Source organism: Dyella sp. NPDC103356 (genome assembly GCF_055584465.1).
Genome location: NZ_JBVJLZ010000006.1, coordinates 293,761 through 316,988 on the forward strand (window position 1 = coordinate 293,761; position 23,228 = coordinate 316,988).

The following is a 23,228-nucleotide window of genomic DNA, read 5'->3' on the forward strand; positions in this document are numbered from 1 at the left end:
GCTTTTAATCCTTTAAGCGTGGTGTCGGCGCGACGATATACACACGCGTGGCTGTTCTCCGGCCACGATGAAAAGCGACTGACTTTGGTCGCGCTATCGAAAAAAATCAAGCTGCCGTAGCAGCTATCATAGGCGGGTCATGTCAGATGAAACCGCCGCCGCTGCGGAACTCCCCGCCTCCGCCCCTGCTGCCGTCGCCGCCAGCACGCCGCCCGGCACTAGCCCCGTGCCTCCCGGTCACAACGACTACGCCGGCCACCGTGGCTTGATCTGGCTGGTGGCAGCGGCCTTCTTCATGCAGGCGCTGGATTCGACCATCGTCAACACGGCGGTTCCGGCCATGGCCGACGCCTTGCACGTCACGCCGCTGGGCATGCGCACCGCGCTGACCAGTTATGTGTTGACCCTGGCGATCTTTATCCCGGCCAGTCCCTGGCTGTGCGACCGCTTCGGGACGCGCCGCGTGTTTTCCGTGGCCATCGCCGTCTTCACCATCGGCTCCCTGCTGTGCGGCATGGCGCAGTCCCTGCCCCAGCTGGTCGGCGCGCGTGTCTTGCAAGGCCTGGGCGGTGCCGCGCTGATGCCGGTGGGTCGCTATGTGCTGGTTCGCAGCATCGACAAACGGGATTTCGTGCGGGCGATGAGCACGGTCGCCACGGTGGGGCTGCTCGGTTCGGTACTCGGTCCGTTGCTTGGCGGTGCACTGGCCGAATTCGCGTCGTGGCGCATGATTTTTCTCATTAACGTGCCGGTGGGCATCGCCGGCATGGGGATGAATCGCCGGTTCATGCCCGACTACCGGCTCGATCACGCCCATCGCTTCGACCTGTTTGGCTTCCTGCTGTTTGCCGCCGCTTCGGCCATGTTGCTGACCGCCTCGGAGCTGGCCGGTGGCGTCGGCCAGTGGCCGAAGATCGGCCTGAGCGCCCTGCTTGCGGTGGTTTTTGGCGCCCTTTACATCTGGCATAGCCGCCGCACCGAATATCCGGTGCAGGACTTGGCATTGCTGCGCATCCGCAATGTGTGGGTAGCGCTGGCTGGCAATCTGTTTACCCGTCTGGGCGTGTCGGGCATGTTCCTGCTGGTGGTGCTGTTCCTGCAGGTCGGCTGCGGCTGGTCGCCGCTGATGGCGGGCCTGATGATGGTGCCGCAGGCGGTCGGCTCGATCAGCGCGAAGTGGGCGATCAACCGCCTGCTGATCCTGATGGGTTATCGGCGCCTGCTGCTGTCCAACACTCTCATCGTCGCCGTGTTGCTGGCGTCGTTCGCCCTGCTCGGCCGCGGTTCGCCGATGTGGGTGATCGCGCTGATGATGTTCTTTTACGGTGCCTTCATGGGGCTGCAGTACACCGCGATGAATACGCTGGTGTATCAGGACCTCGACGTGAAATACGCCTCGATGGCCTCCTCGATGGCCTCGACCGCGCAATACCTGTCGATGAGTTTCGGCATCGCGCTGGCGTCCTTGCTGATGGAAGCACTGCTGCAGGGCCACGCGCACGATGACTATGTGGCGGCCTTCCGCTGGACGGTGATCCTGCTGGCCGTCATCACCGCTGCCGCGAGCCAGATCTTTGCGCAGCTGAAAAAGGATCGCGGGCGGGCAGCTCGTTGAGGCGTAGCTCGGAAAGAGCATGTACGATTCAGCTTCATGGACTGAATCGAAGAATCCTGCGATGCACGCTGCCGACATCCTGCTCACCCTTTTCATCGTGTTTCTTGCCGCACAGATCGGCGGTGAAATCGCGCAACGACTGAAACTGCCCGGCGTGGTCGGCGAAATCGCTGCCGGTTGCGTGATCGGGCCGTCGTTGCTGGGCTGGATCAAACCGGAAGAAATCCTCGCCGGCACCCCGCTCGATGTGCTCGCCGAAATCGGCGTCGTGCTGCTGCTGTTCTCGGTGGGCCTGGAAACACGCCTGGAAGATCTCAAGCGCGTGGGCAAGTCGGCCTTCCTGGTCGGTGTGCTCGGTGTATTGATCCCCTTCGGCATGGGTAGCCTGTGGGCGCATGGCTCGGGCTTCGACTGGGGCAAGTCGCTGTTTGTCGCGGCCGCGTTCGTCGCCACTTCGGCCGGCATCACCGCGCGCGTGCTGCAGGAACTGGGTGTGCTGCAGCGCACGGAGAGCAAGGTGATTCTCGGCGCGGCGGTGATCGACGACATTCTCGCCATGCTGCTGCTCGGTGTGGTGACATCGCTGCAAGGCGGCGAAGGCTTCAATATCGGCCATCTACTGATGGTGCTGGCCGGCGCGATCGGTTTTATCGCCGTGATCGGCCTGGGCGGCGCCAAGGTGATGCGCTGGAATTCGTCCTGGCTGGATCGCCCGACCAACCCGCAATCGCCACTGCTGATCGTACTGGCGCTATGCCTGGGCCTGGCCTATCTCTCCACGCTGTTCGGCCTGGCCGCGATCATCGGTGCCTTCCTCGCCGGCATGATCGCCTCGGAAACGCGCCAGCAGCACACGCTGGAGAAACAGGTCCAGCCCCTGCTCGCCCTGCTCACGCCATTCTTCTTCGTGATCACCGGCAGCAAGATCGACCTGCACCAGCTGGCCAACGCAGAAGCCTTGTGGATGCTCGCGATCGTGACCGTGATCGCCATCATCTCCAAGCTGCTGGGCGGTTATCTGGGCGCGTTGTCGCTGGGCCAGCGCGGCGCGGTGATCGTCGGCTTCGGCATGGTGCCGCGTGGCGAAGTGGGTGTGGTGATCGCCAGCCTGGGCTTGACGGCCGGCGTGTTCAACGATCGCATCTACGCCATCATCGTGGCGATGTCCCTGCTCACCGCGATGGTCACGCCACCTGTCCTTGCCGTTTTGCTCAAACGCCAGGACAAGGTGCAGACACCCGACGTCGTCGGTTGAATCAGCGCATGGCGTGATACGCGCTCAGCGCATCCTGCCGCGATGCCGATAGATCGATCATCGGCGCGGGGTAGCCAGTGCGCTTGAGCAGACCCGGATCCGTCCACGGTTCGTACAGTAACTTGTCCGACGCCTCGGCCAGTTCGGGTAGCCAACGGCGCAGATAAGCGCCTGTCGGGTCGAACTTGCGTGCCTGCGTGACCGGGTTGAACACGCGAAAATACGGTGCGGCATCCGCGCCGGAGCCGGCCACCCACTGCCAGCCCATGGTGTTGTTGGCCAGGTCCGCGTCGACCAGGGTGTCCCAGAACCAGCGCGCGCCATGCTGCCAGTGCTGGCGCAGGTTCTTGGTCAGGAAGCTGGCCGCGATCATGCGTACGCGGTTGTGCATCCAGCCCGTGTGCCACAGCTCCCGCATACCTGCGTCGACCAGGGGGATGCCGGTTCGCCCCTGCTGCCATCGCTTGAGCTGCGTTTGGTTGGCTTTTGCCCACACGAAACGGTCGAAGCCGGCGTTGAAGTTCTCTTTTGGCGTCTTCGGAAAATGGTAGAGCAGATGATGCGCGAACTCGCGCCATCCCAGTTGACGCAAGTAAGGCTCCAGATCGGGGCGGCGCTTGAGGTCGCGCCGCTGCGTGCCCAGGTGCAGGGCGTGATGAATCTGCCGCGGTGAAATTTCACCAAAGTGAAGATGCGGCGACAGCCGCGAGGTGCCGTGCCGCGAAGGGATATCGCGCCCGGTCGCATAGTCGTTCAGGGCATCGTCGGCGAAGAGCTCCAACATCGACTGCGCCCCGGCTTCACCCGGCGACCATGCCTCGCGCATGCCCGCGTCCCAGGCGATACGTGGCAGCAGATTTAGCGCCTCGATCGGCAGGCTGCCGGACATATCCGCAACGCGCAGCGGCGTGGGCACGGGCAACGGCGTCTCCAGGGTGAGCTGCGGACGCAGATTTCGCCAGAACGGCGTAAAAACACGATAGGGCTGCCCTTGCTGGGTGGCTATGTCCCAAGGCTCGCACCACAGGGCTGCGTTGAAGCTGCGCACCTCGATTCCCTCGGCGCGCAAGACTTTCTTGATATGTGAGTCACGTGCAATCGACGCCGGTTCATATAAACGGTTCCAGTAGACCGCAGTTGCGCCGCTACGGTGAATCGTCTCACGCAGGACTGACAGCGATTCGCCACTGCCGATATGCAGATCGGCACGGTGCGCCCGCCACGCCGCCCGCAACGATGACAGTGAATGATGCAGCCACCAGCGACCGGCTGCTCCCGCCGCCCAGCCTCCCTCCTCCCCCGGCGCGTGGATATACAGCGGCAATACGCGTTCATGCGAGGACGCGGCCGCGTGCAACGCAGGATGGTCGGCAAGACGAAGGTCGCGGCGAAACCAGACGATGGCAGTAGTCATCGACGCAGTGTAATGACGCAGAAGGCGATATTGCAGTTCTTAAAACAGGGCCATGAACGACGGAGTCGAACCCATGACTGAACGTGAAGAAACCTCCAGCAAGCCTTTACGCGGTTTCGCCCGGCTGAATGCCGAGCAACGCGCCCAGATCGCCCGCAGGGGCGGCCTGGCGGCCCATGCGAGTGGTCACGCACACGAATTCGACACGAAAGAAGCACGTCAAGCCGGGCATAAGGGTGGTGAAGCCGTCAGCGCGAATCGTCAGCACATGGCCGAGATCGGCCGCAAGGGCGGAAAAGGACGGCGAAAGCGCGTGGAGAACTAGCCACCCTGGAGTCAAAGGAGATGTCCCATGCTCAAACCCGGTGCTATTGGACTTACTCTTTTTATCCTCGCGTCGGCAGGTTCGTCGCTATGGGCCATAGCGCCCATAGCGATTGCCCAGGTAAGCCATGCCAGCGATATGGCAACGCACGGCGTCGGCAATGGCGACCGCCAGTTCCTGCAGCAGGCGGCCAATGATGGAGCCGCAGAAGTTTCACTTGCGCAATTAGCGCTCACGCAGGCCAGTGCGCAACAGACAAGGCAATTGGCCCAGCAACTGCTGGATGACCATATGCAGATCGATCGTGAACTGGTCACGCTGGCCAATCTCAAACAGGACGCCGAACCAGCCAAACCGCCGGCGACGGCCAACGATACGCAGCAGCACCTGGAAGGCCTGCATGGCAACGATTTCGATCGCGCCTATGTCGACGATATGGTGCAGTCGCACCAGCGCGCGGTAGAGCTCTTCGCGAAAACGGCGCGCAACAGCACCGATCCCGATATCAGGCACTTTGCGCAAACCAAGCTGCCGATCCTGCAGCACCATCTGGCACTGGCACGCGAGCTTGCCGATCATGACCGCTGACGCAGCTGCTGTCAGTGGTGCTCACTCATGCCATGAGGCGCACTGCATGCTCACGAATGCACATCTCCCCAATGAAATCCCACCGCCCAGCCCACCAATGCCACCGCCAAACGTGCCGCCGGAACCGGGCCCTGCACCTGGCCCGCCGTATCCTGAATTACCACCTGAGGTTCCACCCGGCGCACCGCCGGAAACGCCACCGCCTTCCGAGCCTCCCATGCCTCGCCCAGACGAACCGCCGCCGGTGGGCGATCCGGTGCACTGAATCGACGAGGTCAAACCATCGCCATGCCATCATCAAATAACGAACAGGCGCGCTGTCTGCAAACCCTGCGCGAACGGCTGCAGAACGATCCGGATGTTCGTGGCAGGGAGCTTGAAGTCTCGATCGAGAACGGCGTTGTCGTGCTTGTCGGTGCGGTGGCAACGCGGCAGGTCAGGGACGACGTCGAGGCTTTGGTGCGCGCTTATTGCGGCGAGACGGTCAAGGATATTGAGAATCGGCTGGATGTTGAGTATGGCGAGACGGATATTCCTCGTTAGGATTAAAAGCCCCCTCACCCCAGCCCTCTCCCCTGGCTTTGCCGGGGGAGAGGGCTGGGGTGAGGGGGCGCAAGAGGCGATGCGAAGCGAGCCTTTTACTTACTCAACAGTACCTTCATTCCCATCCCGCTCCATCAACAACCAGCGGCAATGTAACGGCTCCAACATGCGAATCAGTGTCCTGGGAGCAAACGGCTTGAGCATCCCTGTGGCATTCACCACCCGCAGTTGAGTAAACGCCTGCAACTCGCCATCGTGTTCGAAGGTAACGATCACCGGTAGCGGATGTGGAGGAACGGCATCCCTCCAAGGGGCAAGTCGCTTCCATGCGTCACTTTCGACGATTGCTATCGCCACCGAAAGCGTCTCCCCCTTCGACAGCGTGTCGATAAGCGCGTCCGCCGTGTCGTAACGCACGATGGGATTGCGCATGCCGGCGCTTCGAAGGCTGGTCTCGATGATATCGGCATCGGACACCCCCGATTGCACCAATGCGATGACGGGCAAGGATGTGTCAAACATCGTGTCTGCTGGCTGCATCTAGATAATACGCAGCAACAGCAAGACCAGCACGATGATCAACACCAGGCCCAGGCCACCACTGGGGTAGTAACCCCATCCTCGACTATACGGCCAGGCCGGGACCGCACCGATCAGCAGAACTATAAGCACGATCAACAGAATCAGTGACATCTTCGTCTCCTTCGGCGGGAATGCAGGATGACTTGCACGAAAAGCAGTAGTACTCCTGTGCTTTCACCATGCGGCCTCTGCCGTCAACGAGGTGTCCAAGTTCCGCGTTCAGTTCATCACACCGTGTGATGCGAATGACAAAGCATCGCGCCAGCTTCACCTAGGAAACTATCGCCTGAATCAAACGTGCTCAGGGAAAGAAAGTTTCGATAAATCCTGATGCAGCTTGTCGAAACCCTCCCATGGATTTTTACGCAAACGCGCAAGCCGCTTGGGCAAGGAACGAATGTCGAATTGAGCACCGCTCTTGATCTTGCCTAGCTCCTCCCAGCGCAGCGGAACGGCCACCGGCGCGCCTGGGCGAGCGCGCAGGGAATACGATGCGACGCTGGTCGCGCCACGCGCATTACGCAGGTAATCCAGAAAGATCAGACCGCGACGTTTGTTCTTGCTCGCTACGGCAATGAACTCATTCGGATAGGTCTTGGCCAGCGTATCGGCAAAACTGCGCGCGAACTGCTTGACCGCGTCCCAGGCGCAAGCCGGCTTCAGCGGCACGACCACATGCAATCCCTTGCCACCGGTCGTGCGAACGAACGATGCCAGCCCAAGTTTATCCAGCAGCGAACGTACGTAGCGAGCTCCTTGCACAACACGCGACCAATCGACATCGGCCGCCGGATCGAGATCGAAAATCAGCTGCGTCGCATGCTCCGGATCCTTTACTGTCGATCCCCACGGGTGAAATTCGATCGCACCGAACTGCACCATCTCGATGACTGCCTCGGCGCTATCCGGATAGAGATAATCTCCGGATCCCCCAGACTCCTCCTTCAGGCGAACACTCGGCGTGTGCTTGAGTCCATCGATGATGTGCTTCTGAAAGAAACACCCTTCGCCCACACCCGAGGGACAACGGATCACCGACATGGGCCGGCCTTGGATAACTGGCAGAAACTGCGCCATCACCGCGCGGTAATAGTCGGCTACATCCTGTTTGGAAATCCCTTCGCCAGGAAAAACCTCCCGTTCCGGATGAGTAATAGTGACCCTATTCTTGGCAGCGCTTCGTTTTTTCGTCGCAGCTGTCTTGCTTGGGCGCGAGACCTTTTTGGCGGAAACGAGCTTTGCTTGCACCATCGCGGTATTCCCCGTTCATGGATAGCTTTGCCCCCCGCTTAATATGGCGACGCTTAATGGAACTCCGCCGCGATGACACCCTGGATCAGCGTCTTGCAATGCCCACCGATCCACGGCGTCTGCCCGCGATAATGCACTGTAAGCATGCCGTTGCGCTCCAGCTTGGTGCCCTGCCGTGCGATATACGACTCCTGGCCTGCCGCCACACCCATCATGCCGTTGACTTCAAGCACCCAGGCAATGCAGCCATTGGCGCTGCCGGTGACGGGGTCTTCCATCAATGAACCCTGCTCCACCAGAAAGACGCGCACTTCGATATCGGCCGATACACCTTGTCGATGCATTCCGAATATCGCGACACCGTGTATGTCGGCTTTATGCAGCAATGTGTGCAATGCAGCCACATCAGGCACCACGTCCAGGCAGGCTTGTGCGTCGGCCAAGCCAACCACCAGCCAGCGATTACCCATGTCCACCCGCGCTGGCATCAACTGTATATGCCAGGCATCCGTTCTGAGCGCGGCAGCCAACAAAGGCCGCAATACCTCGTCGAAGGCATCGATTTGCACAGGCGGGGTCTGGAATGCGAGTTGCCCGTCCTCGCCGATCTCGATCTGCACCAGGCCGATACCGCAATGCTGCACCAGCCGTCCTGGCGTTCGCGGCTGCAAGCCCGCCTCCAGCAATGCGTGAGCGGTGCCCAGCGTCGGATGCCCGGCAAACACGAACTCCCTGTCGGTCGTGAAGATGCGCACGGAATAGTCCGCGCCCGGCACCGCCGCGGGCAATACGAACGTGGTCTCGGAAAGGTTGGTCCAGCGCGCGATCGCCTGCATCGCTTCGTCGCTCAGCCCCTCCGCATCCAGCACCACGGCCAGGGGATTCCCCTTGAACGGCGTATTGGTGAAGACATCGACTTGCTTGAATGGACGCTGTGGCATGGCACGGCCAATGGGTAGTCTGGCGCCCAGTCTATAAGAACAGCCAGGATCGGAAAGCAGCCCGTTGCACCGGACCCAAAGCTGCCGCATAGTCTTGCGGCCTGAGGATGGGGGGATCCAAAGCATGTTGGCATGGGTATGGCTAGGCTTCGCGCTGGGCGCGGGCTCGCAGACAGCTGTTGTCGCCGATGACGTCACGAAGGGGTTGTTGCAGCGGCCGCAGTACGAACAGGTAAAGATTTCACCCGATGGCCAATACCTGGCCATCGCGCATCACGAAGAACACGGCACAACCGTGACCGTGCTCGATCGTAAGTCATTGGAACAGGTCACCCAGATCGATCCTGGCGATCGCGGTGAAGTCACGGCGCTGGCATGGCTCGGTTCCGAGCAGGTGCTGGTCGCGGCCAATCGCCGCGACGGTACCTATGCCGCACCCGTGGTCGCTCCCGAGTTGTTTCTGCTCAATATCCACGAGAAGCATGCCAAGCCGTTACCGGACAATTTTTCAGGTGTGATCGAAGGCGACGATCGCCATATCCTGGTAACGCGTTGCAAGTTTGTAGACAACAAGTGTCTTTCCGAACTGTTCAAGCTCGATACTCAACACCTCACCAGCCGCGGCGAATCGATTACCGTCGCGCCGGTGGAAGGCGCCGAGTTTCTTATCGATCACGCCGGGCAACCGCGCTTTACCTGGGCGGTAGACGAAGACGGCATAGAAAAAGCCTACGTGCGCGACAGCAAGGGCGAATGGCAGCTGATCAACGACAGCAAGAGCAGTCACATCTATCTGGAACCCAAGGGCATCAGCCGCGACAACAAATTCGCGTTTCTGATCACCGAGCAAAAATCCGGCCCGGACATACTGCAGCGCTACGACTTTGCCGACAATACGCGCCAGGACCTGTTGCACGACACGACGTCCGATCCTCTTGGCGTGATCTTCAGTCTCGACCAGTTGGAGCCGATCGGCGCCACCTTCGGTCCCGGGCGGCCGACGCCTCGCTATTTCAATGGAAACGACGCCGACGCGCAGTGGCGCCGAGCCCTTGGAGCAACGTTCGCCGACAGCCTTCCGGTCGTTATTAGCGCCAGCGCCGACGGCAATCTGTTGATCGTCGAGACGTCCAGCGATCGCGATCCCGGCTCGTTCTACCTGTTCGACAAACAGGCTCGCAAAGCGCAGCTGTTGTTTCATGCAAAGCCCTGGCTGGACTTGAACAAGCAGCTGGCGACCGAGTCATTTTCGGTCAAGGCCCGCGACGGGCTCGTGCTCAACGGATTCATGACGCTGCCTGCGCAGACGAATCATCTGCCTCCGATGGTCGTGATGGTGCACGGTGGCCCGTTCTACGTCCGCGACGATTGGGATTACAACACCGAAACGCAGCTGCTCGCCCAGCATGGCTACGCCGTACTGCGGATCAATTACCGTGGCTCGAGCGGCTTCGGGCGCGATTTCATGGAGCGCGGCTATCGTCAGTGGGGCGCGGCGATGCAGGACGACGTCACCGATGCCACGCATTGGGCCATCGATAACGGTCTGGTCGACGGCAAACGCGTGTGCATCTACGGCGGCAGCTATGGCGGCTATGCCGCGTTGATGGGCGCTGCCCGCGAATCGCAGCTGTATCGTTGCGTCATCGGTATGGCAGGTGTCTACGATCTTAATCGCATGTACACCTGGGGCGACATCCATCGCAATCACTACGGCATGCTCTATCTCAAGACCGTCCTGGGTCAGGACAAGGCACAGCTGGCTTCACGCTCTCCGGTCGAACTGGCGTCGTCGATTACCGTTCCGGTGTTGCTGGCACATGGGACACTCGACGGCCGCGTCCCGATTCAGCATGCCCAAGCCATGCGTGATGCCTTGCGCAAGGCCGGTCACCCTCCGCTGTACTTCGAGTACACATGGGAGGGCCACGGCCTTTTCGACGACGATCATCGCAAGGATTTCTACACTCGGATGCTGCAATTTCTGGATGCGAACATCGGCGATGCGTCGGGCAACCCGGTCGCCTCGCATTGAGCGTAGCGAGAGGCTGACCGCAGTCAGTCTCCCGCCACGATCCGATCCCGGCCTTTCTGCTTGGCCTGATACAGGCGGCGGTCGACGGTTTCGATAAACGCGTGCATGACGTCGTCGTGGCATGGAATGATCGTGCTGACGCCGATGCTTGCAGTCAGCACCTGGTCGACCTGCGACTCTTCATGCGGGATTTGCGCCGTAGCGAGCATCTCACGGCAGCGCTCGGCGATTTTCATCGCCGATTTTGCATTGGTCTCGGGGAGAATGAACACAAACTCCTCGCCGCCGAAGCGCGCGAGGAAATCGCGGGCCCGGGTCCCCACCTCGCTCAGGATGGCGGCGACCTGCTTGAGGCAGCTGTCGCCCTGCAAATGACCGTAGTGATCGTTGTACTGCTTGAAGTAATCGATATCGAGCATGATCAGCGACATCGGCTGCTTATTGCGCCGTGCGTTGCCCCATTCCACATCCATGATGAAATCGAAGCGACGCCGGTTGGCCACGCCGGTAAGGCCGTCCTTGAAGGACATTTCCTCCAACTCACGCTGCAACAATACGAGCTGTTCTTCGGTCTTCTTTCGCTCGCTGATATCGAACATGAAGCCGATCAGGGAATCGACCGAGCCGTCTTCCTTGCGCACCACATGGACCACGTCGCGAATCCATACGTAGTCGCCACCGCGCGTCAATGCGCGATAGTCGGCCTCATGATCGACGCCGGCAATCGATTGCGCGACGCAGAAATCCACGACCCGCTGGCGATCTTCCTCATGGATACGCGAGGCCCAGTCGTCCACGGTCATCCAACTGGCCGGATCCCAACCGAGCAGATCGCCGATTTGCGGGCCGATGTAGGCAAAACGCATCGTCGCCCAGTCGATTTTCCAGGGGATCGCGCGGGTCGATTCGAGCAGTGTTTTATAAACGGCACCGTCCGTGGCCAGATTGTCGATCTCGGACATCGTAAACCTCAGAGCGAAGCAAGCGGCGAGTCTTCGCCACGGGTATCGAGCGCCGGATCGAAGGACCAACGGCAGTTCACCGCCGCACGCGCCAGCAGTTCCAGCAGGTGAGTCGGCTCGTCATAGACGATACGGATACCAGACCGCAGGTCTTCGCGCATCAACCGGATCATTTCCTGGGTCAACGCCAGCGGAAAGACCTCGGCCGGACGCCCGGTAACTTCGGCCAGGCGCCCGGCAATCACCGGCGGGTCGCTGACCACGGGGCAAACCCGGTAGCTGTAGCCGGCACGGCCGATCGCCTCGGGCGGCAGGTCCATGAACTGCCCGGGGATCTGCGCAAAGCTGCTAAGTGACAATCGGTAGGCATTGCTGCCCAAAATCGGCAGATCCTCGGGTACCGGCCCCTCCTCGTCCAGCACCTGCAGGCGGGTCGCCAGCGAAAGCAGCTGATCGACCTGGTAGGTCTGCTGCATATGCGGGTTGCCGACACGGATCAGATTGGCGATCAGTTCGCCCAACGACGCATGGCCTATCATCGCCGCCCGCTTGGGCAGACCGCCCCACGCCCCATCCGCCCCGTTGAGCAGGGCTTCCATCACAGCCGCATTTTCGAAGCCGGCGCCGGAATGCAGATGCACCAGCAGCTTCAACGGCGGCGGCAGGAAGCTGCGCGCGATCTTCACAAATGCGCCGACTTGAAACGGCAAAAAAGTGCCGCGATCGTCTTCGAACGTCACGCCTTCGATCGGTTGTTCGGCCAACAGGGTAAGCACGTCGCAAACAGCATCCAGCGCGCTGGTAAAGGCATCGCAGCCGTCGACGATATTGATGAAAATCTTCGGCCGACCGCCGTCGTCGCCGCGGATATGCTCAATGACCCAGGCGATGCTGGCGACCAGGCTACGACGCAGAGCTTGCAGATCCTCCGGCGTCTTCACATAGGCTGTGCTTAGATAGATTTCCATGACGGTGTTGGGCACACCGTACGACTGCAACTTGAGCAATGACGGATCGGGAGTGAACGTGCCGTCCTGCGCGACCGCACCCACCGCTGTAAAAGCGAAGCAGCCGGTCATATCGATACCCTTGTTATGCAGGTACATCATGAAGTCGTCGTCGACTTCCAGATCGTCCGGCATGGCGTAATCGAGCGTTCCCAATGAAATGTGCTTGAAACCGAAGGCGCGCAATTTGGGGAGGATCGCCAGTTTGTCGGCCAGGGTCTGACCCACCCGCGAACCGACCGGGTTCTCCCGCAGGGAAAGGTCGATCAGATAAGGCTCGACCTGGCGCAGCTTCGCGATCTTTGCATTGGACTCGGCCAGGACGGCGTGAGCGTCCTGCAACGCTTGTGGTGACAGCATAGGATTTCCCGGTGCAAACGAAGCCCCCGCTCCGCTATCCACGGTAAAGCAAGGTCCGTGCCCATCAGCCAAACTGGCACTCGATTGCAAACTGGGCTCACCGGCGCGATACCGTTGGACCCGACCGCGTAGGATTGACCATGAATACCCTACTATTCGCCCCCTGCCCTCACGAAGCGAGTGCTTGATGCTCTGGGAAGAGAAGCATGGCGGCATCTGGTCCGTCGATCTGGATTACGGCGACACGCTGGTTTTTGTACGCCATGTCCCGACTGTCGACCTGATTGCCTATCTGTTCCGCCGCAGCGACGACGACATGTACGTCGCGTCCGTGTGGCGAAAAACGCATTACCGCAAATGGCGACTGCCGTTCTGGACCGCCGTCGAGCCCGCCGAAGCCTTTGCGACCGAGCACGAGGCCGATATCTATCTCACTGAACTGATCGGCACACTGGAAGCCGAAGAACAAAGCGCGCCGCAAGGTCACCGCTACGAAAGCGACGAGTTCGCGCCCATGGAAGAGCAAGCCATCGAAGCGGATAACGTGGTTTATCTGTTCCCCAATGGGTTCAGGCCACGCCCTTGATGGCTGCACGAGAGCCGCACTGCAATAAATAAATCTGCTGCCGATACGCCTCGTAAAGCGCAAGAAATAGCGCCGAACCAGCACTGGACGACACCGCCTGGGTGCGTGCTAGATTAATTGGGAGACATGGCTAAAAGGTTTGGAAAACCGCCATGCCGGAGCTGAATCGACCAAGGGTAAGTCAGACAGTTACAGGGACACTGGCTTGAGCGGTCTGCCAAATGATTTTGACTTGAGTGCGGCGTGGTTTCGCAGGGCGCAAAGCGATCTCAAGGCTTTTATGGAAGCATTCGCGGTACGGCTCGAGGGGGCCGTGCCTACGCGAGTGCGTGTCGAGCGCCAGAAAGACAGCCTGTTTTCCAAGACGCGCCACGTCACCAATGTCCATGTCGAGGCGCAAAACCATGTTTACGAACTGACGCTGCAGGGTGGCCGGTTATCGGCACAACGCAGCAAAGTCGTGCACGGCGTTTCGTTGATGACCGAACGCATGGAAGTGCCCCAGTGGCTCGATGCGCTACGTGAAGATATCCAGACGCTTGCCGAGCAGGCTGGCTCCGCGCAAGACGTGTTGCACGACTTTTTGATGTCCTGAATCGCCGCACTTTCACCGATCGCATTTCCGCCGATGTGCGCGTACTGCTATCACATGCACCACGCTGGCTCTGGAGACCTGGATGTCCTGGTTTGACCGTTTCAAAAGCGGCGCTTCCAACAATCAAGCGCCATCGAATCCCGGCGATCAGCAACAGGATTTTGCCGGCAGCAACGAACAACGTCAGCAAGCCTGGGAAGAAGCGCTGCGGCTGCATCGCCCGCCCGCCTTCGTCTCGCAACGCCTGGCCGATACGGCGCAGGGCAAACTGCCCTGGATCGCCACCATGACAGCGGCGGAGCTGGCGTTGACGCGCAGTCATGGCATCCGTCCGATCGCCACGGTATCGGGCACATGCTGGTACCACTACGGGTATTCGTGGACCCAGGGGCATGCCAGCGGCTGGCACAGTGCCTTGCACCGGATACAGCGAGAGGCCGCGGCGGCCGGCGCCAATGCCATCGTCGACGTGCGCATGCGCAAGATCGACCTGGATGTCGGCGCAAGCATGGATTTCACCTTGATCGGCACCGCGGTGCGCATCGAAGGCATCCCGCCGAATCCGGAGCCGATCGTATCGACTGTGTCCGCGTTGGAGTTCGCCCGTCTGCTCGAAGCGGGCATCGTGCCGGTAGGCATTGCCGTCGGCGCACACTACGAATGGCTCGGCTCCAGTTGGCGCATCCTCGATGCAAAAGGCGGCTGGGTAAACCAACCGCTCAAGGAGCTTGGCGGCTTCTGGGAGCGCGTGCGCCACAAGGCATTGATCGAACTGCGCCAGGATACGCACCGCCAGGGCAATGGCGTGCTGGCACATACGCATTTCGGCGAGCTCATCAAGGTCGAACAGGATCAGAACAACGGCGGCACGCAATACCTGGGGCGCCATATCGTGATCGGCACCGTGATCGAGACCGAGCGCCATCGCTCGATGACGCACCCGGTGCGCACGGTCGTGGACATGTGCGATGGCCGCTCTCCGCTGCTCGACACCACATCCACCCATCGCAACATCTACAACACCAATCAGGAAGAAGGTTCGATATGAGCGACGGTAGTTCGATTCCTCAGCCCGCGCTGGAACGCTTGAAAGGTCTGCGGCGTGAAGGGCATCCCGGCGGCATCTTCACCTCCGACTTTTCGGTCAATGAATTTCTATTGGTCCGCAAGGCGGGCTTCGAACCCGTCGGACTGTGCGTCGGCTCGTGCATCTACCATCTGGGCATTCAGTACGCCAAGTGGGGACAGAGCCAGGAGATGAACGTGCTCTCGCAGGCGATGTACCACGCCCGCGAACTGGCCATGTCGCGCATGCGCGAAGAAGCCAGCGGCATGGGCGCCGACGGCATCGTCGGCGTGCAATTGACCGTCAAGCGCCTGGAATGGGACAACGACATCCTGGAGTTCATCGCCATCGGCACGGGCGTGGTACACGCGCAAGGCCATCCGGGCTACAAGGGCCCCAAGGGCAAGCCGTTTACTTCCGACCTGTCCGGCCAGGATTTCTGGACCTTGCTGCAAGCCGGCTATCGTCCGCTGGAAATGGTCATGGGCTCATGCGTCTATCACGTCGCTCACCAGGGCATGTTGAAATCGCTGGGCAACGTCGGCCGAAATACCGAGCTCACCAATTTCTCGCAGGCGCTCTACGACGCGCGGGAAATCGCCATGGAACGCATGCAGCACGAAGCCATCGCGGCACAGGCCGAAGGTGTCGTCGGTGTCGATCTGCATGAAGGCTCGCACAACTGGCAGCCGCATATCATCGAGTTCTTCGCGGTGGGCACGGCGGTGACGCCGATCTCGACAGAACCGGATGCATCGCGGATTCCCGATCCGCAGCTGGTGCTATCCGTCAACAATTGAAGCTGGAGCAACGATCATGAGCATTCTCGGACGCGTCGCGGACCTGCTGCAGGCCAAGACACAGAAACTGCTGGACCGCTTGGAAGACCCCAACGAAACGTTGGATCTCTCCTATGAAAAGATGATCAGCGGCCTGCAGGAAACCAAGCAGCATCTGGCCGAAGTGGTCACCGAGCAGAAGGTGCTGGAACGGCAGATTCAAAGCGCACAACAAGAAGCCGACCAGGCGCAGGAAAACGCCCGCCTGGCATTGCAGTCCTCCCGTGAAGACCTGGCACGCGCCGCGCTGTCACAGCGCCAGGCGGCGCTCGAGAAAGTCGACACGCTGGGCAAGGCGCGGGCCAATATCGCTGCGCAGGCGGACAAGTTGATCGGCTACCAGCGCACGCTGGAAGACCGTATCGAGCAATTCCGTACGCAAAAAGAAGTGATGAAGAGCAGCTACGCCGCGGCACAGGCACAGGTCAAGGTGACCGAATCGATCACCGGCGTGGGCGACCATCTGAGCCATGTGGGCGACGCGATGCGCCGGGCCGAGGACAAGGTCAGCGGCATGCAGGCCAAGGCCGATGCGATGAGCGACCTGATGCAGGCAGGCGTGCTCAAGGACCCGCTCGATCATCGCAGCAGCGTGGAACGCGAGTTGCAGAACCTGCGCAGCAACAGCAACGTTGACGCCGAGCTGGAGAAGCTCAAGGCGGAGCTTGGGAAGGCGTAACAGGAACGCCCTGGAACCACTCCCTCATCATCCCGGCCTGCGCCGGGATGATGAGGCGATGAACCTATCGGCGACTACTGTTTGGGGCGCGCCACCTGATACATCTCCCACGAGATCTTCTTCATTAACGCGTTGCGATCGTCGCCCTCGACGTAAAGATCGAAATGCGTCTTCCCTTCCAGATAACGGAAATCGCTCTTGGCGTGCAGGCCATCGAGCACGGCCTGGAATTTATGCGCCGAGCCGTCGAGATAGAACGTATCGGCGGTGCCGACAATCAGATGGATCTTGCCGTCCAGGTCCGGCTTCAGAGACGGCCAGTTCTTCTGAACGCGCGCGGCGATATCGTAGTTGTCGTGCCAGTACGCAACGACATCGGCATTGACGTTGCCGGTATCGCGATCGAACATCGGCTCGGGCCGGCCATCGGCGCCACGCGGCGAGAACACCCATTCGAACGACGCGAACTGACCGCCATAGGGGCCGATGACGCGCTCCAGCTTGGCGAATGTCTCGATCGTGGCGATCACCTTGCCTTTGTCGCGGATAAGCGGAATGGCACTGCCATCTGCATGGTGGTACATGTTTGCGTTGGCAGCGTATAGATCGGCGCCGGTGAAGTCATGGAAGTCGCTCGGATCAGGCGATGTGGACCAGGTTCCGCCGAAGATCTTCGGATAGCGTGTCTGCAACCACAGCGTTGCCCAACCACCCGACGAATGACCGTTGAGGAAACGGCCGCTGGCCTTGCCATCCATGCGATAGCGCTTTTCCAGCGACGGAATTAATTCTTCGGTCAGCGCCCTGCCCCACGGGCCGTTGTTGACCGAGTCGACGAATTCGTTCGTGCCGGTCGGTCCGGACTGGTCGACGAAAACCCAGATCATCGGCGGCATCTGCTTTCTGGCCATGGCATTCCAGATGGTTGCCATGGTCGAGCCGAACCGGTTGTAGCTGCCGGTAAAACCGTGCGTGTAGTACACCACCGGATAGCGCGTCGCAGCCTTGGGATCGTACCCCGGCGGAGTGAGCACACGAGCGCGTATCGATACGGGACGCCCCCAGAACGCACTGAGTGCCGGGCTGACCATCGATTCGTCCGCTGCGTGCTTCTGCGCTTCGGGCAAGGCGTCACGCACCTCTTGCGGCGCGGTGGGCGGCAACACCCATGGCCCGCCCTTGTCCGACACGCCCTGGGTCAGCTTCAAGGTGGGAATGGCACCACCGGGGACAATCTTCACCGGCACGACCTGGCTGATGAGGTCACCCGCCTGTCGCCCGGTGTAGTTATAGCTGTGATCGACGTCGAGCACCGCCTGGAAAAGATAATCCCCTGGCGGCAATGTCGAAAACGCAGCGGGAAAAGTGATGCCGTCGGCGTCGACATCCACGCTCGTACCCGGCGCGATATAGGCCACCTCGCGCGCGGCAATGGACACCGCCGAAGGCATGAGTGGATTCATGTCCACTTCCGTCACCTTGCCGTCCTTGGCCGCCTGCCTGGCCGTGGACGCCAGTGTGGCGAACACCAATAGCCGCCCCGACGTCGGGTGATCGACCGCGCCGTCGAGGGTGACTCGAACGATGCGATGAGCGATCGGCGCATCGTCGGCGTATGACGATGGCGCCCCGGAACATGTCGCGACCAGCGCCAAAGCGGGCAAGAGCAAACGCAAATTCATCGATATCCCCTTCAAGAGATGTGACCGTGCCGGATCACGGCATTATGCCGTCCGCGCATCACCCACGGGGCTGGCGGTGCCTGGCACCGTAATGGAAGCCGCCGAGGTCACGCCATGGGCCATTGGGCACGAGTGACGTCCCGTGGCCAGACCCTTGGGAACTGTTGCCCTTGGGAACGGTTGCCCTTGGGAACCTTTGCGCCGTTGCGCTAATCTCCCGCCATGCCGACCAATACCCCCTTTTCGATGATCCGCGAGTTTCACCTCGCCGACTGGTTCACGCTGGGCAACGCCGTGTGTGGCGTCAGCGCGATATTTTCGGTGATGTCCTATCTGGACGACGGCAACGTCTACTGGATGTACCAGGCCTGCGCGCTGGCGGTGATCGCCCTGATCTTCGACGTGCTCGATGGGCGTATTGCGCGCTGGCGACAGAAATCGTCGGCGATGGGGCGCGAGCTGGACTCCCTGGCCGATGTGATCTCCTTTGGCGTTCTGCCCGCTGCCATCGCCTATGGCTGCGGCATGCAGGGTACGTTGGACAAGGCGGCACTGGTGTTCTTTGTCGCGTGCGGCGTGTCGCGCCTGGCGCGTTACAACGTCACCGCCGAAACGCTCTCGGAGGGTGGCGACAAGGTCAAATATTTCGAAGGCACGCCGATTCCGACCTCGCTGATCCTGGTGGCGGTGTTGTTTATCGCTGCCACCAACGGCGCCATCGGCGACCAGCTCTGGCTTGGCGTGGTGCACCTGGGGCGTCTGAGCCTGCATCCGCTGGTGCTGATGTTCGTCCTCTCCGGCTCGCTGATGATCAGCCGTATCCGCATTCCGAAGCTGTAAACGTTATTCCGGGGCTATTCCGGGCAACCCTTGGTACGGCGGCAATCGCCCCAAGGTGAATGGGTTGACGTGCCTCGAACATCGCTTCGAGCACACTTGTCCATCGGTTTCCAGGAGAACCCACCATGGCAGCCCGTCCGATCAAGATACCCGGCCCGGATCACCCGATTACCATCACCCCCAACCGCGAGCACGTGGTCGTACGCGCCAGCGGCAAAATCATCGCCGATAGCCGCGAGGCGCTTTCCCTCCAGGAAGCCCACTACCCTGCCGTGTTGTATATCCCGCGCAAGGATGTCGACATGACGCTGCTCGAGCGCACGACGCATTCGACGTATTGCCCATATAAGGGCGACTGCTCGTATTACAGCATCCCCGCCGCCGGCGAGCGCGCAGTCAATGCGGTGTGGACCTACGAGTCTCCCTACGATGCAGTGGCCGAGATCAAGGACTATGTAGCGTTCTATCCCGACCGTATCGACGCGATCGAGCGCGAGCCCATCGATCGATAACCCCTCTCCATTTACGCCATGGCCGCACCCGCGGCCTGGCGTACCGGAATACCTTCCGGGTCGAAATCGTCCAGGCAGAACACGTTGATGCCCAGGTAATCGGGCGTAACCCGCTTGCGGTGAAACGGGTAGATGCCACAGACCTTGCAGAAATAGTGCCTGGCTGTCCCGGTATGAAAGCGGTACTCGGTCAGGCTGTCCTCGCCGGCCAGGAGCGCGAACCGGCTTTCGTGCACCTTGACCATCAACGCATTCTTGCGCCTGCAGATCGAGCAGTCGCATGTCGTCAGTTCCGGGAAATCGGTTTCTATCCGGAACTGCACCGCGCCGCAATGGCAGCGACCCAGACAGGACTGCATCGGGCGATTCCCCATGGCGTGACGCTCCTCCCGTTACCCTTCGATCGATCAGCTTGCACGACTGCTGATCAGTTCTCAACGGCCGCGTTTCCTGGCATCGCAATTCCATCCCGGCCGCTTTATATTGCCTACGGTCATCGAGCCGGCTCGCGTGTGCATGTGCGCCGTTTCCTAGTTGTCGCGTCCAGGTCACGGGAGACTCCATCCATGCCCCATGCAGGGCGACTGCGGCGCCTGAGAGCGCCTTCAGCGGTAGAGTTGAGCATGTTCGCCGTGGCCATCGCGCTGGGCATCCTTGGCTGCTCCTCCAAGGCCGACGCCTTGCGAACAGCCAGATACGACCCCTTGAACCTCTATTACGACGACAGCTTGCGCCAGCACATCATCGATGCCTGCCATCAGGGCAGCCGCGACGAAGTCGCCAGGTACGAGCAGCTGCCCGCCTGCCGGCTGGCCACGCACGAGGAAGAACTCAAGCGCAGCGGCTGGAAACCACCGGGGCTGGGCGCGACACGCCCGTCCGATACAGCGATGCGTTGAGAGGGAGAGAGTCAGGCATGCGTTTTACAAGCAAAGCGATCGTTTTCGCGTCCTTGGCCATGGCATCGATCATGGGCCATGCCGGCAACCCGGTTTTCCCGGGCTGGTATGCGGACCCGGAAGCGCAGATCTTCGAGCACCAGTACTGGATTTATCCCACCACTTCCGAACGCTATGCCGATCAGACGTATTTCGATGCGTTCTCTTCGCCCGACCTGGTTCATTGGACCCGGCATGCTCGCGTGCTGGACGCCGCCCACGTGGCCTGGGCAAAGAAAGCGATGTGGGCGCCGGCGCTGGTGGCCAAAGACGGCAAGTTCTATTTCTTTTTCGGCGCCAACGATATCCAGAACGACAAGGAACTGGGCGGTATCGGCGTGGCCGTGGCTGACCGGCCGCAGGGGCCGTATCACGACCTGCTCGGCAAGCCGCTGATCGGCGCGTTTCATAACGGCGCGCAGCCGATCGACCAGTTCGTCTTCAAGGACAGCGACGGCACCTACTACATCATCTACGGCGGCTGGGGTCACGCCAATATCGCCAAGCTCAAGGACGACTTCAGCGGCATCGCCAACTTGCCGGACGGCAGTCAGTTCAAGGAAATCACTCCGCAGAACTACGTCGAAGGCCCTTGCATGTTCAAACGCAACGGCAAGTATTACCTGATGTGGTCCGAAGGCGGCTGGACCGGTCCGGATTACTCGGTCGCCTACGCCATGGCCGATTCACCGCTGGGGCCGTTCGAGCGCATCGGCAAGATTCTGCAACAGGACCCGGCCATTGCCACCGGCGCGGGCCATCACTCGGTATTTCATGTGGAAAAAGACGATACCTGGTACATCGTCTATCACCGCCGACCGATCGGCGACACGGCGGCGAACCACCGCGTGGTATCGATCGACCGGATGGCGTTCGATGCACGTGGGCATATCTTGCCGGTGAAGATTACGAATGAGGGTGTGGCGGCGCATCCGTTGCCTTGAGGGGGCGCAAGAGGCGAAGCGAGCCTACGCCGCCCCTAAAAACTCAGCCATGGCCGCTCCAAGCTGCGGCAAGGTCACCGCACTCATATGCGTCCCAGGCACTTCGACATAGCGAGCATGCGGCATCGCCTGCGCAAGCTCTCGTGCCGAACCGTTATCGCGATCGTCAACGCCGGTCAACACCAGCGCGGGTACTTCGATGCGCTCGATCACATCCAGCGGCGTATCGACAAACGTATCCAGCACACGCAGCAAGGCTTCCGGATCGCCGCCAACGGTCTTGAGAAAGGCCTCGGCCATGAATTCCGCCGAGCCTCGCTGAAACGTCCCCAGATGCGTGAGGATATGGCGAAAATGCTCGCTACGCCCTGCCGTGTGCACCAGCCCTTCCAATCCCATACCCGACAAGATCGCTCGTGCCGGCCTGGCGCCGCGTGCCAGCATCCGCATCGCCGTGCGCGCACCTAGCGAATACCCGCCCAGGTCGTAGTCGGTCAGCGCGAGATGCTCGATCAATGCAAAGCCGTCATCGGCCAGCACATCCGGTGGATAGGAGGCGGCATCATGCGGTTTGGCGCTGTCACCATGCGCGCGCAGATCGGGCATGATCACGCGGTAGCCCCGCGAAACGAGCTTCGCCGCGTGGCCATAACGCATCCAGTTCACCACGGCGGTGGAGAAGTAGCCGTGGATCAATACCAGCGGTCGGCCGTGGCCTAGCTCGCGATAAGCGAGCCGAGCACCATCACGGCCTTCGAAAAAGTGAACAGTCGGATCAGTTGTCACGGCATCAGGCTATGGAGGAATCGCGCGCATGGTAACGCACAGGCTCCTGAGTGCCGCGTTATCTGCAGCACTTACTTGCAGTGATCCTGTGCAAACTCCGCGGCATTCTTCTTCAACGTGGCCAGATTGGCCCCCGCAGGCAGCTTGGCCTGAGCCTTCGCCATCAACGGATCATTGGGCTCCGACTTCGCCTTCTTATTCGAATCCGCCTTCTTATCGAGCTGCGCTTTTACCGCGGCGTACTTGTAAGCCAACTCGGGGGCACTGCCGAAATGACCGTCGGCATCCAATCCCATGGTGGCGATGGCGGTAATGGCGTCGACATTGCATTGCTCGGCCAGATCCTGCAGATAACCCGCCGCGAGCTGATGATAATTCTTGATGTCCTCAGGGTCTGGCTGCCCCTTGGCAGAAGCCGGAACCATCGTATTGGCTCCCGCCATGGCGTAGTTGTATTGCGCACCGCGATTGCCACGGGCCGCAGCCATCGTCAGCCATTTACCGCGCCCGGCCATGTCCTCATCGGTAATCCCCGCGCAACGCTGCTCGAACAAGGGATCGTTCCGCTGCTTCCAGGCTGCGCATGCGCTGAGCCCGGCATTCACCGAAGCGGCAGCCAGATCGTCACCATCATTCGCTTCGCCTTCGAGACGGGCCAGGTTGTCCTTCAAAGGACCGGCCGGGGCTTCGGTAGCGCAATAGCGCGTCATTCGTTTGAATTCGGATGTTTTATAGACCGGCGAATTTTCGCCAACAGGCGCCTGCCCGCCCTCACAATCTTGCGATTGCGCATGGCACGTCCATGCGAAACACAAAAAGATAATCCCCACACACGCTTGTACTGCCTTGTACCGAGTCATGGTTACGATCACTCCGCTGTCGA

Annotated in this window: 26 protein-coding genes; 15 read left to right on the forward strand and 11 right to left on the reverse strand. The window is 60.8% G+C overall.

Translation table 11 applies throughout. The annotated features are described in order from the left end of the window. The first annotated feature begins 139 nt into the window (after window positions 1-139). Entirely contained in the window at window positions 140-1,615 is a 1,476-nt protein-coding gene (locus ACZ6WW_RS15875) for an MFS transporter (RefSeq protein WP_465275053.1), read from the forward strand. Between the two features lie 61 nt (window positions 1,616-1,676). Continuing rightward, entirely contained in the window at window positions 1,677-2,870 is a 1,194-nt protein-coding gene (locus ACZ6WW_RS15880) for a cation:proton antiporter (protein WP_465275054.1), read from the forward strand. Window position 2,871: 1 nt separating this feature from the next. On the opposite strand, the gene ACZ6WW_RS15885 is transcribed toward ACZ6WW_RS15880, so the two are convergent. Beyond that, complete coding sequence (locus tag ACZ6WW_RS15885; protein WP_465275055.1) at window positions 2,872-4,284, reverse strand: cryptochrome/photolyase family protein; 1,413 nt, start codon at window positions 4,282-4,284, stop codon at window positions 2,872-2,874. Window positions 4,285-4,357: 73 nt separating this feature from the next. On the opposite strand from ACZ6WW_RS15885, the gene ACZ6WW_RS15890 reads away from it, so the two are divergent. The 3 genes from ACZ6WW_RS15890 to ACZ6WW_RS15900 all read left to right on the forward strand — a co-directional run bounded on the left by ACZ6WW_RS15890 (window position 4,358) and on the right by ACZ6WW_RS15900 (window position 5,740). After that, entirely contained in the window at window positions 4,358-4,609 is a 252-nt protein-coding gene (locus ACZ6WW_RS15890) for a KGG domain-containing protein (protein ID WP_281849155.1), read from the forward strand. Window positions 4,610-4,636: 27 nt separating this feature from the next. Then, entirely contained in the window at window positions 4,637-5,197 is a 561-nt protein-coding gene (locus ACZ6WW_RS15895; protein ID WP_465275056.1) for a DUF4142 domain-containing protein, read from the forward strand. A gap of 288 nt (window positions 5,198-5,485) precedes the next feature. Next, window positions 5,486-5,740, forward strand: a complete 255-nt coding sequence (locus ACZ6WW_RS15900) for a BON domain-containing protein (protein ID WP_465275057.1) — start codon at window positions 5,486-5,488, stop codon at window positions 5,738-5,740. A gap of 99 nt (window positions 5,741-5,839) precedes the next feature. On the opposite strand, the gene ACZ6WW_RS15905 is transcribed toward ACZ6WW_RS15900, so the two are convergent. The 4 genes from ACZ6WW_RS15905 to ACZ6WW_RS15920 form a co-directional block, all read right to left on the reverse strand. Beyond that, window positions 5,840-6,262 (reverse strand): hypothetical protein, encoded by a 423-nt coding sequence (locus ACZ6WW_RS15905; RefSeq protein WP_465275058.1) that lies wholly within the window; start codon window positions 6,260-6,262, stop codon window positions 5,840-5,842. 18 nt (window positions 6,263-6,280) lie between these two features. Beyond that, a complete protein-coding gene (locus ACZ6WW_RS15910) occupies window positions 6,281-6,433 on the reverse strand; it encodes a DUF3309 family protein (RefSeq protein WP_465275059.1) in 153 nt (50 codons plus the stop codon). A 180-nt stretch (window positions 6,434-6,613) separates the two neighbouring features. Further along, window positions 6,614-7,573 (reverse strand): non-homologous end-joining DNA ligase, encoded by a 960-nt coding sequence (gene ligD, locus ACZ6WW_RS15915; RefSeq protein ID WP_465275060.1) that lies wholly within the window; start codon window positions 7,571-7,573, stop codon window positions 6,614-6,616. A 53-nt stretch (window positions 7,574-7,626) separates the two neighbouring features. After that, window positions 7,627-8,514, reverse strand: a complete 888-nt coding sequence (locus ACZ6WW_RS15920; RefSeq protein ID WP_465275061.1) for a PhzF family phenazine biosynthesis protein — start codon at window positions 8,512-8,514, stop codon at window positions 7,627-7,629. A 124-nt stretch (window positions 8,515-8,638) separates the two neighbouring features. Here ACZ6WW_RS15920 and ACZ6WW_RS15925 point away from each other — a divergent pair, with 124 nt between their 5' ends. Continuing rightward, entirely contained in the window at window positions 8,639-10,549 is a 1,911-nt protein-coding gene (locus ACZ6WW_RS15925; RefSeq protein WP_465275062.1) for an alpha/beta hydrolase family protein, read from the forward strand. 23 nt (window positions 10,550-10,572) lie between these two features. On the opposite strand, the gene ACZ6WW_RS15930 is transcribed toward ACZ6WW_RS15925, so the two are convergent. Next, window positions 10,573-11,511, reverse strand: coding sequence for a GGDEF domain-containing protein (locus ACZ6WW_RS15930; protein WP_465275063.1), 939 nt, complete (start codon window positions 11,509-11,511; stop codon window positions 10,573-10,575). A gap of 8 nt (window positions 11,512-11,519) precedes the next feature. Further along, window positions 11,520-12,878, reverse strand: a complete 1,359-nt coding sequence (locus ACZ6WW_RS15935; protein ID WP_465275064.1) for a homocitrate synthase — start codon at window positions 12,876-12,878, stop codon at window positions 11,520-11,522. A 187-nt stretch (window positions 12,879-13,065) separates the two neighbouring features. Between ACZ6WW_RS15935 and ACZ6WW_RS15940 the strand changes: the two genes are divergently transcribed. The 5 genes from ACZ6WW_RS15940 (at window position 13,066) to ACZ6WW_RS15960 (ending at window position 16,643) form a co-directional block, all read left to right on the forward strand. Continuing rightward, window positions 13,066-13,464: a hypothetical protein gene (locus ACZ6WW_RS15940; protein ID WP_465275065.1), complete on the forward strand. Its 399-nt coding sequence runs from the start codon at window positions 13,066-13,068 to the stop codon at window positions 13,462-13,464. Window positions 13,465-13,669: 205 nt separating this feature from the next. Then, a complete protein-coding gene (locus ACZ6WW_RS15945) occupies window positions 13,670-14,059 on the forward strand; it encodes a hypothetical protein (RefSeq protein WP_465275066.1) in 390 nt (129 codons plus the stop codon). 82 nt (window positions 14,060-14,141) lie between these two features. Further along, window positions 14,142-15,107: a heavy metal-binding domain-containing protein gene (locus tag ACZ6WW_RS15950; protein ID WP_465275067.1), complete on the forward strand. Its 966-nt coding sequence runs from the start codon at window positions 14,142-14,144 to the stop codon at window positions 15,105-15,107. Continuing rightward, on the forward strand, window positions 15,104-15,925 hold the full coding sequence (locus ACZ6WW_RS15955; protein WP_281849167.1) for a heavy metal-binding domain-containing protein: 822 nt from the start codon (window positions 15,104-15,106) through the stop codon (window positions 15,923-15,925). Before ACZ6WW_RS15950 ends, ACZ6WW_RS15955 begins: the two co-directional genes overlap by 4 nt. 16 nt (window positions 15,926-15,941) lie before the next feature. Further along, window positions 15,942-16,643 (forward strand): PspA/IM30 family protein, encoded by a 702-nt coding sequence (locus tag ACZ6WW_RS15960; RefSeq protein WP_465275068.1) that lies wholly within the window; start codon window positions 15,942-15,944, stop codon window positions 16,641-16,643. Between the two features lie 74 nt (window positions 16,644-16,717). Here the strand turns inward: ACZ6WW_RS15960 and ACZ6WW_RS15965 are convergent, their stop codons facing one another. Beyond that, window positions 16,718-18,325, reverse strand: a complete 1,608-nt coding sequence (locus ACZ6WW_RS15965) for an alpha/beta hydrolase (protein WP_465275069.1) — start codon at window positions 18,323-18,325, stop codon at window positions 16,718-16,720. Between the two features lie 222 nt (window positions 18,326-18,547). Between ACZ6WW_RS15965 and pssA the strand changes: the two genes are divergently transcribed. Both pssA and ACZ6WW_RS15975 read left to right on the forward strand, forming a co-directional pair. Beyond that, on the forward strand, window positions 18,548-19,165 hold the full coding sequence (gene pssA, locus ACZ6WW_RS15970) for a CDP-diacylglycerol--serine O-phosphatidyltransferase (protein WP_281849170.1): 618 nt from the start codon (window positions 18,548-18,550) through the stop codon (window positions 19,163-19,165). 125 nt (window positions 19,166-19,290) lie between these two features. Next, window positions 19,291-19,677, forward strand: coding sequence for a DUF427 domain-containing protein (locus ACZ6WW_RS15975; RefSeq protein ID WP_465275070.1), 387 nt, complete (start codon window positions 19,291-19,293; stop codon window positions 19,675-19,677). An 11-nt stretch (window positions 19,678-19,688) separates the two neighbouring features. Here the strand turns inward: ACZ6WW_RS15975 and ACZ6WW_RS15980 are convergent, their stop codons facing one another. Continuing rightward, a complete protein-coding gene (locus ACZ6WW_RS15980) occupies window positions 19,689-20,051 on the reverse strand; it encodes a GFA family protein (RefSeq protein WP_465275071.1) in 363 nt (120 codons plus the stop codon). 249 nt (window positions 20,052-20,300) lie between these two features. On the opposite strand from ACZ6WW_RS15980, the gene ACZ6WW_RS15985 reads away from it, so the two are divergent. Both ACZ6WW_RS15985 and ACZ6WW_RS15990 read left to right on the forward strand, forming a co-directional pair. Next, on the forward strand, window positions 20,301-20,576 hold the full coding sequence (locus tag ACZ6WW_RS15985; RefSeq protein WP_465275072.1) for a hypothetical protein: 276 nt from the start codon (window positions 20,301-20,303) through the stop codon (window positions 20,574-20,576). A gap of 17 nt (window positions 20,577-20,593) precedes the next feature. Continuing rightward, window positions 20,594-21,559: a glycoside hydrolase family 43 protein gene (locus ACZ6WW_RS15990; RefSeq protein ID WP_465275073.1), complete on the forward strand. Its 966-nt coding sequence runs from the start codon at window positions 20,594-20,596 to the stop codon at window positions 21,557-21,559. 24 nt (window positions 21,560-21,583) lie between these two features. Here the strand turns inward: ACZ6WW_RS15990 and ACZ6WW_RS15995 are convergent, their stop codons facing one another. Continuing rightward, entirely contained in the window at window positions 21,584-22,345 is a 762-nt protein-coding gene (locus ACZ6WW_RS15995) for an alpha/beta fold hydrolase (protein WP_465275074.1), read from the reverse strand. A gap of 71 nt (window positions 22,346-22,416) precedes the next feature. Further along, on the reverse strand, window positions 22,417-23,217 hold the full coding sequence (locus ACZ6WW_RS16000) for a hypothetical protein (protein ID WP_465275075.1): 801 nt from the start codon (window positions 23,215-23,217) through the stop codon (window positions 22,417-22,419). Between the last annotated feature and the right edge of the window lie 11 nt (window positions 23,218-23,228).

What these genes read in the sequence shown, in the direction of transcription:
- ACZ6WW_RS15875 (WP_465275053.1), top strand. Translation starts at nt 140, where the DNA reads ATGTCAGATGAAACCGCCGCCGCTGCGGAACTCCCCGCCTCCGCCCCT.
- ACZ6WW_RS15880 (WP_465275054.1), top strand. Translation starts at nt 1,677, where the DNA reads ATGCACGCTGCCGACATCCTGCTCACCCTTTTCATCGTGTTTCTTGCC.
- ACZ6WW_RS15885 (WP_465275055.1), bottom strand. Translation starts at nt 4,284, where the DNA reads ATGACTACTGCCATCGTCTGGTTTCGCCGCGACCTTCGTCTTGCCGAC.
- ACZ6WW_RS15890 (WP_281849155.1), top strand. Translation starts at nt 4,358, where the DNA reads ATGACTGAACGTGAAGAAACCTCCAGCAAGCCTTTACGCGGTTTCGCC.
- ACZ6WW_RS15895 (WP_465275056.1), top strand. Translation starts at nt 4,637, where the DNA reads ATGCTCAAACCCGGTGCTATTGGACTTACTCTTTTTATCCTCGCGTCG.
- ACZ6WW_RS15900 (WP_465275057.1), top strand. Translation starts at nt 5,486, where the DNA reads ATGCCATCATCAAATAACGAACAGGCGCGCTGTCTGCAAACCCTGCGC.
- ACZ6WW_RS15905 (WP_465275058.1), bottom strand. Translation starts at nt 6,262, where the DNA reads ATGTTTGACACATCCTTGCCCGTCATCGCATTGGTGCAATCGGGGGTG.
- ACZ6WW_RS15910 (WP_465275059.1), bottom strand. Translation starts at nt 6,433, where the DNA reads ATGTCACTGATTCTGTTGATCGTGCTTATAGTTCTGCTGATCGGTGCG.
- ligD (WP_465275060.1), bottom strand. Translation starts at nt 7,573, where the DNA reads ATGGTGCAAGCAAAGCTCGTTTCCGCCAAAAAGGTCTCGCGCCCAAGC.
- ACZ6WW_RS15920 (WP_465275061.1), bottom strand. Translation starts at nt 8,514, where the DNA reads ATGCCACAGCGTCCATTCAAGCAAGTCGATGTCTTCACCAATACGCCG.
- ACZ6WW_RS15925 (WP_465275062.1), top strand. Translation starts at nt 8,639, where the DNA reads ATGTTGGCATGGGTATGGCTAGGCTTCGCGCTGGGCGCGGGCTCGCAG.
- ACZ6WW_RS15930 (WP_465275063.1), bottom strand. Translation starts at nt 11,511, where the DNA reads ATGTCCGAGATCGACAATCTGGCCACGGACGGTGCCGTTTATAAAACA.
- ACZ6WW_RS15935 (WP_465275064.1), bottom strand. Translation starts at nt 12,878, where the DNA reads ATGCTGTCACCACAAGCGTTGCAGGACGCTCACGCCGTCCTGGCCGAG.
- ACZ6WW_RS15940 (WP_465275065.1), top strand. Translation starts at nt 13,066, where the DNA reads ATGCTCTGGGAAGAGAAGCATGGCGGCATCTGGTCCGTCGATCTGGAT.
- ACZ6WW_RS15950 (WP_465275067.1), top strand. Translation starts at nt 14,142, where the DNA reads ATGTCCTGGTTTGACCGTTTCAAAAGCGGCGCTTCCAACAATCAAGCG.
- ACZ6WW_RS15955 (WP_281849167.1), top strand. Translation starts at nt 15,104, where the DNA reads ATGAGCGACGGTAGTTCGATTCCTCAGCCCGCGCTGGAACGCTTGAAA.
- ACZ6WW_RS15960 (WP_465275068.1), top strand. Translation starts at nt 15,942, where the DNA reads ATGAGCATTCTCGGACGCGTCGCGGACCTGCTGCAGGCCAAGACACAG.
- ACZ6WW_RS15965 (WP_465275069.1), bottom strand. Translation starts at nt 18,325, where the DNA reads ATGAATTTGCGTTTGCTCTTGCCCGCTTTGGCGCTGGTCGCGACATGT.
- pssA (WP_281849170.1), top strand. Translation starts at nt 18,548, where the DNA reads ATGCCGACCAATACCCCCTTTTCGATGATCCGCGAGTTTCACCTCGCC.
- ACZ6WW_RS15975 (WP_465275070.1), top strand. Translation starts at nt 19,291, where the DNA reads ATGGCAGCCCGTCCGATCAAGATACCCGGCCCGGATCACCCGATTACC.
- ACZ6WW_RS15980 (WP_465275071.1), bottom strand. Translation starts at nt 20,051, where the DNA reads ATGGGGAATCGCCCGATGCAGTCCTGTCTGGGTCGCTGCCATTGCGGC.
- ACZ6WW_RS15985 (WP_465275072.1), top strand. Translation starts at nt 20,301, where the DNA reads ATGTTCGCCGTGGCCATCGCGCTGGGCATCCTTGGCTGCTCCTCCAAG.
- ACZ6WW_RS15990 (WP_465275073.1), top strand. Translation starts at nt 20,594, where the DNA reads ATGCGTTTTACAAGCAAAGCGATCGTTTTCGCGTCCTTGGCCATGGCA.